This window comes from Loktanella gaetbuli (assembly GCF_020531945.1).
GTDB lineage: Bacteria > Pseudomonadota > Alphaproteobacteria > Rhodobacterales > Rhodobacteraceae > Loktanella > Loktanella gaetbuli.
Genome location: NZ_JAJATZ010000002.1, coordinates 528892 through 543857 on the forward strand (window position 1 = coordinate 528892; position 14966 = coordinate 543857).

General features: G+C 63.2%; 16 protein-coding genes. 8 read left to right on the forward strand and 8 right to left on the reverse strand.

From position 1 onward, the window contains the following. Positions 1-40 precede the first annotated feature (40 nt). Complete coding sequence (sfsA, locus tag LGQ03_RS06205; RefSeq protein WP_226747696.1) at positions 41-754, reverse strand: DNA/RNA nuclease SfsA; 714 nt, start codon at positions 752-754, stop codon at positions 41-43. A gap of 35 nt (positions 755-789) precedes the next feature. Here sfsA and LGQ03_RS06210 point away from each other — a divergent pair, with 35 nt between their 5' ends. The 4 genes from LGQ03_RS06210 to LGQ03_RS06225 are packed head-to-tail and all read left to right on the forward strand — an operon-like array spanning position 790 to position 3699. Then, a complete protein-coding gene (locus LGQ03_RS06210; protein ID WP_226747697.1) occupies positions 790-1512 on the forward strand; it encodes a competence/damage-inducible protein A in 723 nt (240 codons plus the stop codon). A 14-nt stretch (positions 1513-1526) separates the two neighbouring features. Beyond that, entirely contained in the window at positions 1527-2228 is a 702-nt protein-coding gene (locus LGQ03_RS06215) for a GNAT family N-acetyltransferase (RefSeq protein WP_226747698.1), read from the forward strand. Beyond that, entirely contained in the window at positions 2225-2791 is a 567-nt protein-coding gene (locus LGQ03_RS06220) for a peroxidase-related enzyme (protein ID WP_226747699.1), read from the forward strand. Before LGQ03_RS06215 ends, LGQ03_RS06220 begins: the two co-directional genes overlap by 4 nt. Beyond that, the gene (locus tag LGQ03_RS06225; protein ID WP_226747700.1) at positions 2788-3699 is read left to right on the forward strand and encodes an OmpA family protein; all 912 of its coding nucleotides are present in this window, start codon (positions 2788-2790) and stop codon (positions 3697-3699) included. Before LGQ03_RS06220 ends, LGQ03_RS06225 begins: the two co-directional genes overlap by 4 nt. On the opposite strand, the gene LGQ03_RS06230 is transcribed toward LGQ03_RS06225, so the two are convergent. From LGQ03_RS06230 to ilvD, 7 genes are all read right to left on the reverse strand, one after another. Further along, positions 3700-4605 (reverse strand): LysR family transcriptional regulator, encoded by a 906-nt coding sequence (locus LGQ03_RS06230; RefSeq protein WP_056036501.1) that lies wholly within the window; start codon positions 4603-4605, stop codon positions 3700-3702. It lies immediately after the preceding gene. A gap of 89 nt (positions 4606-4694) precedes the next feature. After that, positions 4695-5372, reverse strand: coding sequence for an SGNH/GDSL hydrolase family protein (locus LGQ03_RS06235; RefSeq protein WP_226747701.1), 678 nt, complete (start codon positions 5370-5372; stop codon positions 4695-4697). Continuing rightward, positions 5372-7396: an NADPH-dependent 2,4-dienoyl-CoA reductase gene (locus LGQ03_RS06240; protein WP_226747702.1), complete on the reverse strand. Its 2025-nt coding sequence runs from the start codon at positions 7394-7396 to the stop codon at positions 5372-5374. Before LGQ03_RS06240 ends, LGQ03_RS06235 begins: the two co-directional genes overlap by 1 nt. A 74-nt stretch (positions 7397-7470) precedes the next feature. Further along, the gene (locus tag LGQ03_RS06245) at positions 7471-7848 is read right to left on the reverse strand and encodes a hypothetical protein (protein ID WP_090160839.1); all 378 of its coding nucleotides are present in this window, start codon (positions 7846-7848) and stop codon (positions 7471-7473) included. A gap of 12 nt (positions 7849-7860) precedes the next feature. Continuing rightward, positions 7861-8631, reverse strand: a complete 771-nt coding sequence (locus tag LGQ03_RS06250; RefSeq protein ID WP_090160837.1) for a DUF6478 family protein — start codon at positions 8629-8631, stop codon at positions 7861-7863. Between the two features lie 94 nt (positions 8632-8725). Beyond that, entirely contained in the window at positions 8726-9343 is a 618-nt protein-coding gene (locus tag LGQ03_RS06255; RefSeq protein WP_226747703.1) for a dihydroxy-acid dehydratase, read from the reverse strand. A 4-nt stretch (positions 9344-9347) separates the two neighbouring features. Beyond that, the gene (ilvD, locus tag LGQ03_RS06260; RefSeq protein ID WP_226747704.1) at positions 9348-11111 is read right to left on the reverse strand and encodes a dihydroxy-acid dehydratase; all 1764 of its coding nucleotides are present in this window, start codon (positions 11109-11111) and stop codon (positions 9348-9350) included. A gap of 103 nt (positions 11112-11214) precedes the next feature. Here ilvD and LGQ03_RS06265 point away from each other — a divergent pair, with 103 nt between their 5' ends. The 4 genes from LGQ03_RS06265 to LGQ03_RS06280 are packed head-to-tail and all read left to right on the forward strand — an operon-like array spanning position 11215 to position 14962. Next, the gene (locus tag LGQ03_RS06265) at positions 11215-12114 is read left to right on the forward strand and encodes a CPBP family intramembrane glutamic endopeptidase (protein ID WP_226747705.1); all 900 of its coding nucleotides are present in this window, start codon (positions 11215-11217) and stop codon (positions 12112-12114) included. 57 nt (positions 12115-12171) lie between these two features. Then, on the forward strand, positions 12172-13125 hold the full coding sequence (gene accD / locus LGQ03_RS06270; RefSeq protein ID WP_226747706.1) for an acetyl-CoA carboxylase, carboxyltransferase subunit beta: 954 nt from the start codon (positions 12172-12174) through the stop codon (positions 13123-13125). 57 nt (positions 13126-13182) lie between these two features. After that, positions 13183-14448 (forward strand): bifunctional folylpolyglutamate synthase/dihydrofolate synthase, encoded by a 1266-nt coding sequence (locus LGQ03_RS06275; protein WP_226747707.1) that lies wholly within the window; start codon positions 13183-13185, stop codon positions 14446-14448. Next, positions 14435-14962: a hypothetical protein gene (locus tag LGQ03_RS06280; RefSeq protein WP_226747708.1), complete on the forward strand. Its 528-nt coding sequence runs from the start codon at positions 14435-14437 to the stop codon at positions 14960-14962. Before LGQ03_RS06275 ends, LGQ03_RS06280 begins: the two co-directional genes overlap by 14 nt. Positions 14963-14966: the final 4 nt, after the last annotated feature.

Below are 14966 nucleotides of genomic sequence, written 5' to 3' on the forward strand. Positions count from 1 at the left end.
GTCGTCACCTATCATTGCCTGCGATGCCACATAGGACGTTTTATCCCTGCATGCCACCCCGGCCCAGCGGCAGCACGCGGCCCAGCGCGATCCCGTCGCGGTCCATTGTCGCATCCATGACAATGACCTCGACCCCTGCGGCAACCGCCGCATCAAACGCCGCGCCATAGATCGGGTCGATATCGCGGGCCACGTCAAAAGCGTCGCAGTCGGTGCGATTGACCAGAAAAAAGACCGCAGCTCGGTCACCCGCCGCGACCTGGTCCGCCAGATCCGCCATGTGCCGCGCACCGCGCGTCGTGGCCGTGTCCGGAAATTCGGCGAGGCCGGGCGTCCGGCAGATCGTGGCGCTCTTGACCTCCAGCCACAGGTCCGGGCCATCCCCCGTCAGCAGGAAATCAACACGTGAATTGGTCGCATATTTCACCTCAGACCTGATGTCGGTGTAGCCTGTCAGCCCCGGCACGCGGCTCGCGCGCAACCCTTCGCCCACCACGCGATTGGCCTGCGCCGTATCCACGCAGACCAGCGCACCAGCATCATTGACCAGCCGCCATGCGTACTTCAGCTTGCGCTTGGGGTCGTCATTGGTTTCCAGCCAGACCTGCATGCCCGGTTCGGCCAGCCCCGTCATCTTGCCGGGGTTTGCGACATGCGCCGTCACCTCGGTTCCGTCATCCAGCGTGACATCCGCCAGAAAACGTTTGTAGCGGCGGATCAGCGTGGCGGGGATCAACGGTCTGGCAAAGTTCATGTCGGCAGTTATACCGGGACAAAACGGAGTTTAGAATGACCAATCCCACAGCTGCGATGCTTGTCATCGGTGATGAAATCCTGTCGGGCCGCACCCGCGACAGCAACATGAACCATCTGGCCAAGGTGCTGACAGACGCCGGGATCGACCTGTGCGAGGCCCGTGTCGTGAGTGACGACCAGCCCGCCATCGTCGCGGCGGTGCAGGCGCTGTCTGCGGCCTACGATCACGTCTTTACGTCCGGCGGGATCGGGCCGACTCACGACGACATCACCGCCGATGCGGTGGCCGCAGCATTTGATGTGCCGATCGACGTGCGCGACGATGCCCGCGCATTGCTACAGGCGCATTATGATCGTGCCGGGACCACGCTGAACGATGCGCGCCTGCGCATGGCCCGTGTTCCCGACGGTGCCACCCTGATCGACAACCCCGTCAGCACGGCACCGGGGTTCACCCTGGGCAACGTCAACGTGATGGCAGGCGTGCCGGCGGTGTTCGAGGCGATGGTCGCCAGCGTCGTGTCCAAACTGGCCCATGGTGCGCCCCTATTGTCACAAAGCTGGCGCGTCATGCGCGGCGAAGGCGATGTCGCGGCCCCGCTGGCACAGGTCGCACAGGATTTCCCGGAATTGTCACTGGGCAGCTATCCGTTCCAGAAAGACGGCGTCTATGGCACCAATCTGGTGGTGCGCGGTCGCGATGCATCACAGGTCGATGCGGCCATGGCGCAATTGCAGGCGCTGTTTCCCGTATGATTGATTGGGGCGCGGTGATAGATGCGACCTGGCCCGCCGCCCGGACGCAGCAGGTTGGTCCTTGGAATATCCGTCAGGGCAACGGCGGTGGCAACCGCGTGAGTGCTGCGACAGCCATCCGACCTGTCACCAGCGAGGACCTGCCACTGGCCGAAACCGCGATGCGCGATCTGGACCAAGAGGTCGTTTTCAGCATCCGGCCCGGTGACGACAGCGCCGACGCCACGCTGGCGGACGCAGGCTATGCCATGCGCGATGAAACAATCATCTACGCCTGCCCTGCCGCCGACCTTGCGACCCCGAAACCGCCCCCTGTCTGCGCCTTTACCGTCTGGCCACCGCTGGCGGTGCAATGCGATATCTGGGCCCAAGGCGGTGTCGGTCCTGCGCGCCTTGCGGTGATGGACCGGGTGATGGGGCCGAAAACGACGATTCTTGGCCGCATCGACGACCGCCCGGCTGCCACCTTGTTCGTGGCGATCCATGACGGTGTGGCCATGTTGCACGCGCTGGAGGTCAGCAAGTCCCACCGACGCAAGGGGTTGGCCGCGACCCTGACCCGTGCCGCCGCAATCTGGGGGCAGGCGCATGGCGCGCCAACCTTTGCGCTGCTCACCACGGTTGCGAACGCAGGCGCGAATGCGCTGTATCAGGGGTTGGGGATGACAGAGGTCGGGCGCTATCATTACCGGGCACAGCCAAAGGACAGATCATGACCAACCCGCCGACCGCCCTAGACCTGCCGATGATAGACCCGCTGCCCGATGCCACGCAGGCCTATTTCGACATCTGCCAGGACAAACTGGGAATGGTGCCCAATGTCCTGCGGGCCTATGCCTTTGACATCGAAAAACTGAACGCCTTTACCGCCCTGTACAACGATCTGATGCTGGCGCAGTCCGACCTGACCAAGCTGGAACGCGAAATGATCGCGGTCGTCGTCAGTTCCGTGAACAAGTGTTACTATTGTCTGACGGCCCATGGTGCCGCCGTGCGGCAGTTGTCCGGCAACCCGGCCTTGGGCGAAATGATGGTCATGAACTGGCGTGCCGCTGATCTGGACACCCGCCAGACAGCCATGCTGCGGTTCGCCGAAAAGCTGACCGAGACGCCGTCCCGGATCGAGGAAACCGACCGGCAGGCCTTGCGCGACGCAGGGTTCAGCGACCGTGCCATCTGGGACATCGCCAGCGTGGCCGCGTTTTTCAACATGTCCAACCGCGTCGCGTCGGCCACCGAAATGGTGCCCAACCCCGAATATCACGCGCAGGCCAGATGAAGACGCTCACGCTCTGTCTTGGGCTGATCGCAGGCCCGCTGGCCGCGCAGGATCTGGCGCTGCCCGGCAACGCCTCTCTGACATACGATGCACAAGATACCGACGTACGCTATCTGCTGCCGACGGGGCCTTGGGTGGATGGTGTCCTGCCCAGCCGCCCTGTCGAGGGGGCACAGCAGATCGAGGTCTGGCGGATCGACGCACCGGGACTCGATACCTTGCCGATCTTGCGCAGCCTGCGCGATCAATTGATCAACGCGGGTTTCGACGTGATCCATGAATGCGCCGATGCGGATTGCGGGGGCTTCGATTTCCGATTTGCGATCCCCGTGACGCCGCCGCCCCAGATGCAGGTCGATCTGGGGGCCTTTCGCCACTTGTCCGCTGTGAACGGCGAGAGTGCCGTCAGCCTGCTGGTCAGTCACACGCCGCAGGCGGGATTTGTCCAGATCACCCGGATTGCACCCACATCGGATGACTTGCCGACCATCACGACCGAGGCACCGACACTGCGCGCCACCGCCGTGAATGGCGATCTTGGTGAAAAACTGATGGTGCAGGGACGGGCTGTTCTAGACGGCGTCACATTCGCGACGGGGGCGACCGCCCTTGCAGGCGGTGACGCCACTGCACTGCGGGCGCTGGCCGACTTTATGGCAGACAACCCGAATCTGGCGATCAGTATCGTCGGCCATACCGACGCCGAAGGCGCGCTGGAAGGCAATATCGCGATTTCGCGCAGCCGTGCCGCCGCTGTCGTGGAACGGCTGGTCGCCGATTATGGCGTGCCGCGCGCCCAACTGACACCGGCTGGCATGGGCTACCTGTCACCGGTGGCCAGCAACCTGACAGACGACGGTCGCCGTGCGAACCGCCGTGTCGAGGCCGTGGTCACCGGAACCCGTTGATTACCAGGATTCAGGGCCTTTTTCCGCAAAGGCATTCACAAGAAAATCAATGAATGCACGCACCTTTGGCTGTGTGAAACGACCGGGCGGATAGACCGCATAGATGCCTTGGGTTTCGACCGGCAGATCGGGGATCGCCTCTTCGACCAGACCTTTGCGCATGGCATCGGCATAGAGAAAGCTGGGCAGATAAGCGATGCCCAGACCGCCGACGCAGGCGTTCAGCAGCGACTGCCCGTCGTTCACGGTCAGCCAGCCCGCCGTCCGGACCTGCCGCTTTTCCCCCGATGGCGCTGTCAGTTTCCAGACTGCGGAATTGGCGGCATTGGAATAATGCAGCAACTTGTGTTCGTTCAGATCGTCGATCTTTTCGGGCCGACCGTATTGTTCGAAATAGGCTGGCGAGGCGATCATCCGGCGGCTGGTTTCCGTCAGCTTGCGCGCGCGCAGGGTGCTGTCCTCCAGTTCACCGATGCGGATCGCCATGTCGAACCCTTCGGAAATCAGTTCGACGTAGCGGTTGTTCAACACCATGTTCACGGTGATATCGCTGAATTCGGACAGGAATTCACCCAATACCGGTGACAGGTGGTTCACCCCGAAATCAGTGGCGACCGAAATCCGCAGCAGGCCCGATGGGGCGGATTGCATGGATGTGACCAACGCGTCCGCCTCGCCTGCGTCATTCAACACCCGGCGGGCGCGGTCATAATAGGCCAGGCCGATTTCCGTCGGACTGACCCTGCGGGTCGTGCGATTCAAGAGCCGGGCCCCCAAACGCGCCTCGAGTGACGAGACGTGCTTTGACACGGCGGATTTAGAGATTCCCATCTTCTTGGCGGCGTCGGTAAAGCCGCCCTGATCCACGACCGTGGCAAAGGCTTCCATCTCTGTAAGGCGATCCATGTCCGGTCCTAACACTGTTTACTGTTAGGCTGTTCATGCCCGCCAATTCGGGCGGGATTGGGTCACGCGCCTGACAATACCGCGATTTATCAGCGACTGGCCTCTAATTGGAAACGCCCCGCACGCGGGTCCGACATGGTAATGGCGCGGGCAATTTCCGCACCGATCAGCGCACTGCCCTGCGCGGATGGATGCACCAGATCACGCGCATACAGATCCAGATTTGCCGGGTCGATCGCATCCTTGGCATCGACGAAAACAATGCGCGGATCGCGCGCGGCCAAGGTCGCCAGTCGGGTCGACAGTTCGGTCAGCTCGTCTGCGCAATCAGCCAGCGGACCACCGGCGACGGAGGTGCCGTAATACCCCAGCACCAAGACGCGCGGCCCCCGATCTGCGATATCCCGCACAAAGCGTGGCATGGCCCCGGTCTGCCCGTCTGCGGAAATCAACGCATCCAACGTGAAATCGCAGCCATCACAGCCGCAGTCGCGCGACAGGTCGTTGGCACCACCGTTCACGATGACCCAATCCCAATCGCCTGCGCGATACTGGGCCGGGATCGCGGTCAGAAAACGCGCCCCCGGAACCGACCGGTTCGCGACCCCACGGTCCAGCGCGGCAGCCGCAACACGTGGAATGTCCTGCCCCGAAAGCCGGTTCCACGACAGCACTGAATCGCCCACCGCCGTGATCGTGACAGGCCCCGTCTGCGGCGGCGCACAACCCGCCAACAGCGCGCATACGACGCTGGCGACTGCCCGCATCACAGCGTTGCAGCCAGCCGGGTGCCCTGATCGATGGCCCGTTTGGCATCCAGTTCGGCCGCGACATCCGCCCCGCCGATCACGTGATGTGTCACGCCGCGCGCGGCCAGATCAGCGGCCAGCGCGTTTTCGGGCACCTGACCGGCACAAAGCACGATGGTATCGGCGGGTATCACGCGCGGGTTTTCGCGGGCAGCACCTTCGCTGACGTGCAATCCTTCGGCGTCGATGCGTTCGTAATTCACGCCACCGACCATCTGCACCTGTTTCATCTGAAGCCCGGCCCGGTGAATCCAGCCTGTCGTCTTGCCCAGCCCCTTGCCCAGCTTTTGCGCCTTGCGCTGCAACAATGTGACCTGCCGCGCGGGCGCATGGGGCTGCGGTCCGGCAGGTGCCAGACCACCGCGATGATCGCCGGGATCGGTGACGCCCCATTCCTTCATCCAGTCGGGCAGATCGGTTGTCGGGCTCTGATCCGTGACCAGCGTTTCGGCCACGTCGAACCCGATCCCGCCCGCGCCGATGATCGCGACGCGCTGGCCGACCTCGGCCTTGCCGCGCAGTACGTCGATATAGGACAGCACGTTCGGACCATCCTGGCCGGGAATCTGCGGATCGCGGGGGGCCACACCCGTCGCAACGATCACCGCATCATAGCCGGTGAGATCGTCGGCACCGACCCGCGCACCCAGTTTCAGGGTGATGCCCGCAGCCGCGACCGCGGCGCGATACCAATCGACGAGGCCCCAGAATTCTTCTTTGCCCGGCACCTGTTTGGCCATGTTGAGCTGGCCACCGATTTCATGCGCATCATCAAAGATCGTGACAGCGTGGCCGCGTTCCGCCGCCGTCAACGCCGCCGACAGGCCCGCAGGACCAGCGCCGACCACGGCGATGGATTTCGTCTGCGCCGCCGGAGTGACCACCAGTTCGGTTTCATGGCAGGCCCGCGGGTTCACCAGACAGGACGACAGTTTCCCGCCAAAGGTGTGATCCAGGCAAGCCTGATTGCAGGCGATGCAGGGTGCGATCAGTTCGGCCTGCCCTGCCTGTGCCTTGGCCACGAAATCGGGATCGGCCAGAAACGGGCGCGCCATGCTGACCATGTCGGCGCAGCCTTCGGCCAGCACATCTTCGGCGACCTGTGGCGTGTTGATCCGGTTCGAGGTGATCAGCGGAATCCGCACCTGCCCCATCAGTTTTTTCGTCACCCAGGCAAAGGCCCGGCGCGGGACCGACGTCGCAATCGTGGGAATCCGCGCTTCGTGCCAGCCGATACCGGTGTTGATGATCGACGCCCCCGCTGCCTCGATGGCCTGCGCCAGTTGCACGACCTCGGCGTAGGTGGACCCGTCGGGGACCAGATCAATCATCGACAACCGGTAGATCACGATGAAATCCGGGCCCACTGCCTCGCGCACGCGGCGCACGACCTCGACCGGCAGGCGCATCCGGTTCTCATACGACCCGCCCCAGCGGTCGGTGCGGTGGTTGGTGTGTTTCACCAGGAACTGGTTGAGGAAATAACCCTCTGATCCCATCACCTCGACGCCGTCGTAACCGGCCTGTCTGGCGCGGCTGGCGGCCGTCACCATGTCGCCGATCTGCTTTTCGATGCCGGCCTCATCCAGTTCCGTAGGTACAAAAGGCGAGATCGGTGATTTGATGGCCGAAGGAGCCACGCAATCCTTGGAATAGGCATAGCGACCCGCGTGCAGGATCTGCATCGCGATCTTGCCACCCGCATCGTGGACCCGGTCGGTGACGATGCGGTGATTGGCGATGTCGGCATCACTGAACAGGCCGGCCGCCCCCGGAAACACGCCGCCTTCCTTGTTCGGGGCCATCCCGCCGGTCACCATCAGGCCGACGCCGCCACGCGCACGCGCCGCGTAAAATTCGGCGACGCGGTTCCAGTCACGGGTTTCTTCCAGCCCGGTGTGCATGGACCCCATCAACACGCGATTTTTCAGCGTCGTATGGCCCAGGTCGAGAGGCGACAAAAGGTTGGGATAAGTCGTCATTGGCGGGTTCCTCCGGTTTGGAGCTACATTACCTGCCCGATGTTCTGCGTCACCCCCAACGCCGCGTCAGTACATCAGTTCCCTGCGGTTTCCACGCAGTGCCGCCGAAACGCGCGTTTGAGCATGTCCAATTCATCGCGCAACAGGTCCAATTCCGCGCGAATGTCGTTCGAGAGCGCCTCGCCCCCCATGAATGCGAAACTCGCCAGTGTGTCACCGGTATCGCGCGTGCTGATCACAAAGGTCTGCACGCCATCGCCCAACCGATCGGCCGGCACCGGAACCTCGACCAGCCATTTGCCGTCCTCCAGCCGGTTCAGCGTCGGTGCGGGCAACGCCTCTGCCCCCTGCGACACGATCAGGGCGGGCGGCGCGTCACCCGTGACACCCGTCAATTCGCCCTGCCACAGACCGGCGATCATCCGCAGCTTGATCAGTTTCAGTTCCGACATGACGGTCACTCCTTACAGTTCGGCGCGCGGATAACGACACAAGGTGACATCGCGCAGTGTGATCTGGTTCATCTCGGCCCCTTCGAAAATCAGGTCCAGCCAGGCTGCCTCGATCCGCCGTTCATTGATGTCACTATAGGCCAGATCGAATTCGACAACCATTTCGCCATCCGCGTTCCTGATCTCTTGCACCATCTGTTCGGTGTTCGGACCGTGGCGGACATTCAACCGCGCAAAGATTTCCAGCGGCTGTTCCAATTCCACATTCAGGGTCAACCGGATGATGTGCCGTTTCAATAGCCCGTCGATCGCCTCTGCGGGCAGGTCCAGCACGAGACTGAGGAAACTGCCGTCAAACCTGAAAACATCCAGTCGCAGGCCATAGGGCGCCATGTCACTTGTGCGCGTATTGCGGATCTGGCGAAGCGTCAGTTCACTGATGTCGCAGTCATGAAACACCGTCAGATGGTCGCCCAGGCTCGCACGGTTGCCCACCGCGGCAATTCCCATTTCCGGCAACGGACCGCGCCAGGCGCGCGGTCGCCACGACCATAGGGTGCCACCGGGTCTGACAAACGCGTTTGTGCCGACACGCGGCAAGGCCAGTCGACTGTTGGCAACGAAATTCAGTTCGGACAGGCGCGTCATCAACTGGCTCGCCATCAGGCGCTGCTGATGCAGCTTGTCCAGGTCGGCCGTTTCAGCCGCGCGGGCCAGCCGGGTCCAGCGTCGCAGGCTCCACCGATGCAAGAGCCGTCCGATTGCCTGTTTGCCGAATCCCACCCAACGCTCCTTTAGTCTGCTGGGCCGAACTGCGCATGTCCGGCCATGGGACGATCTGCACGACTATTTCCAAAATGGAAACAATGCCAAGTCATCACGTCGTCGATTGTTGCACGCTATTGGCCGCCCGCAACTGCTGCAACATCTGGTCCAGCACTTCTCGCGACTGAACTTGCGTCAACGGAGCCTGGGTCAGGCCGCGCACCGTGATGGTCACGACACGCCCGCGCAGGTCGGTGAACAAACGCCAGCTTTCGGGTTGGCTACCGACGATATCGGGGGGGGCCGTGTCGCGCGTGTAGACGGTCACGGCATTGGTCGCGGCACCCGTGCTCAGCACGTCGACCGGCCCGCCGATGTCGGACACCCCCAGCAAGGTTGCCCCCTGCTGTGTTTCCAGAAAGGCGCGAAAGGCGGGTTCGGACCCCGCGACAAGCGCGCTGTTCGCGTCGCCCACCTGAACGGTGATCAGCGCCATCCGGTCCGGCACGGGCTTGTCCGATGCCGCATTGATCGCGGCACACGCCGCGAGAAATGCGAACCCGCGCTGCGGGCGCGTCACTTGCGGATCAATGCAGTAGCCCTGCGGCGCCGCAACGACGATGCCCCCGGTCAGACGCAAGGTCGTCGCGTCTGGCCCGGTCACTGTCCCCGGCAGGGCGCAAGCCGCGAGTGCGGCCAGTGCCACCGCCAGGATCGATCCGCGCAACATCGCGTTACAGGTCCATGTAGACGTGCGTTTCCGCCTTGGCACCGGGATGGGTCACAGCACCTTTGCGGGCACCACCCACCAGCTGCGCGAATTTCCAGATCGCACCAGAGGCATAGTTCGTGGGCCGCGGGCCAGCCCAGGCCGCGCGGCGTGCATCCATGTCCGCATCGCTGATGTCGACCGACAGCTCACCGGTCAGCGCGTTGATGGTGATCACGTCGCCATTCTGCAGCAGCGCAATCGGACCGCCGTGGGCCGCCTCTGGCCCGACGTGACCAACGCAGAAGCCACGGGTCGCGCCCGAAAAACGCCCATCGGTGATCAGCGCCACCTTCTTGCCCATGCCCTGACCGGACAGGGCGGCGGTGGTCGCCAGCATTTCACGCATCCCCGGACCGCCTGCGGGACCTTCGTTGCGGATAACAAGGACCTCGCCTTCCTTGTATTCGCGCGCCTTGACGGCGGCGAATGCTTCTTCTTCGTTTTCGAACACGCGGGCCGGACCGCTAAAGACCTGCTCTGCATCGGACATGCCTGCAACCTTGACGATGGCACCATCGGGGGCCACGTTGCCGCGCAGGCCGACAACGCCGCCGGTCTTGGTGATCGGGTTGTCGATAAAGTGGATCACTTTGCCGTCCGGCTCACCTTTGATCATGTCCAGCTCTTCGCCGATGGTCTTGCCCGAGGATGTGATGCAATCCTCGTGGATCAGGCCGGCCTTGCGCAACTCCTTCATCACGACGGGAATCCCGCCTGCGTCAAATAGATCCTTGGCCACGGCCTGACCGCCCGGTTTCATGTCGACGAAATACGGCGTGTCCTTGAAGATGTCGCAGACGTCCCACAGGTCGAAATCGATCCCGGCCTCATGCGCCATCGCGGGCAGGTGCAGACCGGCGTTGGTGGAACCGCCAGTGCAGGCCACGACGCGCGCCGCGTTTTCCAGGCTCTTGCGGGTGACGACATCACGGGCCCGGATGTTTTCGTTGATCAGGTGCATCACGGCGCGGCCCGATGCCTCGCCGTATTGCGCGCGGTCCTTGTAGGGGGCAGGCATGCCAGAGGAATTCAGGAGCGCCAGACCGATCGCCTCGGACACGCAGGCCATCGTGTTGGCCGTGAACTGGCCGCCACAGGCACCGGCGGACGGACAGGCCACGCGTTCCAGGATCGCCAGCTGTTCTTCGGTCATTTCGCCGGACTGGTACCGGCCCACCGCCTCGAACATGTCCTGCACCGTCAGATCGCGTTCGCCGAAATCGCCCGGCAGGTCCGCACCGGCGGGTGCCTTGCCCGGCAGGATCGACCCGCCATACATGAACACGGACGGCACGTTCAGACGGATCATCGCCATCATCATGCCCGGCAGCGATTTGTCGCAGCCCGCCAGACCTACCAGCGCGTCATAGCCGTGACCGCGCATCGTCAGTTCCACCGTGTCGGCGATGGCTTCGCGTGAGGCGAGCGAGGACCGCATGCCTTCGTGGCCCATCGCGATGCCGTCCGTGACGGTGATGGTGGTGAATTCGCGCGGTGTGCCCGCCGCTTCCTTGACGCCGCGCTTGACCGACTGTGCCTGCCAGTTCAACGCGATGTTGCAGGGGGCCGCCTCGTTCCAGCAGGTCGCAACGCCGACAAAGGGCTGGGCGATGTCCTGTTCGGTCAGATCCATCGCATAGTAATAGGACCGGTGCGGCGCACGTGCGGGGCCTTCGGTCACGTGACGGCTGGGCAGCTTGGATTTGTCGGGGCGATTGGCGGTCATTGCATTCTCCTCAGGGGCTCGGCACGGGTCTAATTTGCGGACCCCTTCCTGACAAGTCGCAACTGCGGTTGCAGGACCGTGCAGACGCAGCATAACGTGGCGCATGATCTGGCACCGACCCTACCTTGCGATGGCGGCATTCACGGCCCCTGCCCGTCCCGCAGGCAGCCTGCTGCGCATCATCGCCGTCCTCATCATCTTCGAGATCGCCTTTGCGATCATGCCGCACATCTATTTCAGCCTGCTGGGTCCCGATGCCGACCTGTCGACACCTGCGGCGACGGTGCTGGATTTCGGACTATTCATCCTGCCCGCCGCCACCTTGATCCTTGCCGTGCGCCTGCTGCATCAACGCGGCCTTGCCAGCATGATCGGCCCGCGCAAGCTGGCGGTGCGGCACACCGTCGTGGCAACGCTCGCGGTATCGCTTGTGTTGCTGGTGCAGGAACCTGCGTTGCTGTGGTTCGACCTGTCCGAGGACCTGGGGCTGCGCAATCCCGCGCTCTGGTTGGTGTGGTTGTTGCCCGGCATCGTTGCAATCACGCTTCAGTGCGCCACCGAAGAACTGCTGTATCGCGGATATCTGCAACAGCAACTTGGGGCGCTGTCCTCCAGCCGCTGGGTCTGGATGGTGCTGCCTTCGGTCTATTTCGGTTTCGGGCATCTGTATAATGGTGACACCGTGGCCGCGGGCGTGCTGTGGGCCGGCTGGGCCACATTGCTGGGACTGGCCTGCGCCGATCTGACCGCGCGCACCGGCACCTTGGGCGCAGCCGTGGGGCTGCATGTGGCCAACAATATCTTTGCCACCGTCATCATCGCCGAGGCACAGACGCCGTCCAGCGGGCTTGCGCTGTTGCTTTACCCTTATGCGGGTGATTTGCCTCCCGATGACTTTGGGCTGATCGCACTACTGACGCCGTTCACGTTATTCGACATCGTGGTGTCGATCATGGGCGTACTGGTCATGTGGCTGGCCGCGCGGGTCGCGCTGCGGGTGTAGATTGCATTCATGACGCACGGTCGCTATTTCCAAGGCAATCAAAAGAGGCCGCATCCCATGAACTGGATCACCAATTACGTCCGCCCCAAGGTCAACGCCCTGTTTTCGCGGCGCGAAACCCCGGACAATCTGTGGACGAAATGTGATGACTGCGGCACGATGCTGTTTCACCGCGAACTGGCCGACAACCTGAATGTCTGCGGAAACTGCGGCAACCACATGCCGATCGGTGCGCGCGACCGCCTGCTGTCCTTGTTCGACGGTGGCATCTACACCGAGGTCGCGGTGCCGGAACCCGTCACCGACCCGCTGAATTTCCGCGATCAAAAGAAATATACCGACCGTCTGCGCGATGCCCGCCGCAAGACCGGTGAAAAGGACGCCATGCTGGTGGCCGAAGGCGACATGGGCCGCACGCCTGTGGTCGTGGCTGTGCAGGACTTCAGTTTCATGGGTGGGTCCATGTCGATGTACGTCGGCAACGCCATCATCGCGGGTGCCGAACGCGCCATCGAGCTGGGTCGCCCGTTCATCCTGTTCTCCGCTGCTGGCGGTGCCCGGATGCAAGAGGGCATCCTGGGCCTGATGCAGATGCCGCGCACGACAATCGCGGTGCAGATGCTCAAGGAGGCAGGCCTGCCCTATATCGTCGTGCTGACGCACCCGACGACCGGCGGCGTCACGGCGTCCTATGCCATGCTGGGTGACGTCCAGATCGCTGAACCCAACGCGCTGATCGGTTTTGCCGGGGCGCGGGTCATTGAACAGACAATCGGGGAACAGCTGCCAGAGGGGTTCCAGCGCGCCGAATACCTGCTGGACCACGGCATGCTGGACCGTGTGACGCCCCGCACCGAGCTGAAGGAAGAACTGGTCACGATCCTGCGGATGCTGATGAAAATGGAACCGCCCGTTGCAGGTGACCTGCCGGCACCACAGATCACAAGCGAAGCCGAGGTCGAACCGCCGGCCGCTCCCACAGACCTGGCCGAAACCGAACAGTCCAAATAGCGCGGACGGCCGGCCGCCAGCCGGCCCCGCGGCAACAATCCCCCTTAGGATGCGGCCATGACATCTGACCTGATCCTGCAACGGATGATGACGCTGCACCCTAAGGTGATCGACCTGACGCTGGATCGTGTCTGGCGACTACTGGCGGCGCTGGACAATCCACACGACAGGTTGCCCCCTGTGATCCACATCGCGGGCACCAACGGCAAGGGCAGCACGCAGGCCATGATGCGGGCCGGTCTGGAACGCGATGGTGCTGCGGTCCATGCCTATACGTCGCCGCATCTGGCGCGGTTTCACGAACGCATCCGACTGGCGGGCGATCTGATTTCCGAAGACGCGCTGACCCGTGTGTTGGACCGCGCCTATACGGCCAACGGCCCCGAACCGATCACGTATTTCGAGATCACGACCGTTGCAGCACTGCTGGCCTTTGCCGAAACTCCTGCCGACTGGACCCTGCTGGAGGTCGGATTGGGCGGGCGGCTGGACGCAACCAACGTGATGACACCGCGCCTGTGCGTCATCACGCCGGTCGATCTGGATCACCAATCGTTTCTTGGCGACACCATCGCGCAGATCGCCGGCGAAAAGGCAGGTATCCTGAAACGCGGCGTCCCCTGCGTTGTCGGCCCGCAACATCCTCAGGCGCTGGAGGTGATCGAGGAACGTGCCGCCCGGCTGGGTGCGCCGTTGCTGGCCTACGGGCAACACTGGCATGTTGGCGTGGAACGCGACCGGCTGGTCTATCAGGACGAAACCGGGCTGCTGGACCTGCCGCTGCCGAACCTGCCCGGACCGCATCAGATCACCAATGCTGGGGCCGCGATCGCGGGACTGCGTCACCTTGGGGCGACCGATGCCGCCTGCGAGGCCGCTGTCACCCGCGCCTATTGGCCCGCCCGGATGGAACGGCTGACGACAGGGCCGCTTGTCGATTTGGCAGCCCCTGCAGAACTGTGGCTGGACGGAGGCCATAACCCCGCCGCCGGTCGGATGATCGCACAGACGCTGGCCGCCTTGCCCCGCAAACCCACGCATCTGGTCTGCGGCATGCTGAACACCAAGGACATCGCAGGCTATCTGTCCCCGCTGGCCTCGGTTGCGGACAGCCTGACAGCCGTGTCCATTCCCGACGAGGCGAATACAATTCCAGCCGATGAAACAGCCCGCATCGCAGCATCAGTCGGGATGATGGCACGCAGCGCTGACAGCGTGCAGGATGCCTTGGCCAGTTTCGCAGGCGGCGATCCGGTCCGTATCCTGATTTGCGGGTCGCTCTACCTTGCAGGGCATGTGATGCGTTTGAATGATGCGGGTTAGTCTGTTTGTCCTAGCGCTGTTGGCGGGACCCGCCACCGCCGAGACCCTGAATTTCTGCTGGACCGGTGCGAACGGCTATACGATGACCGGACGCATGACGATTGCGGAAACCGCGATGGCCCGCACCATCGTCACGGAACGCGATGTGACCGGGTTCAAGATCGCAGGCTATCACCGCGGCCAACTGCTGGGCACATGGGACATGGCAACGCGCGCGCCCTCTGCGACGTGGCACCTGCGGTTTGATCCATTGTCGCTGACATTTCTGACGGGCGGCAGTTTTTCGGGGACAAATTCGCAAGGCTGGAATGCCGACGGCAACGTCGAAAACTGCGGAAATCCAGGTTTTGGTTTCAATTCAGGGAATTACGCGCAGGATATCTGCCTGAACGGAGTCTATGTCGCGGACAGTTCGATCGACCCCGCAACGCCCCTGCGGGCCACCCGCGCGGCTGTATCACCCCGTTGCCAAACCGCCATGCCACTCAGCAAGACAAACAATACTGAAAAATAGATTG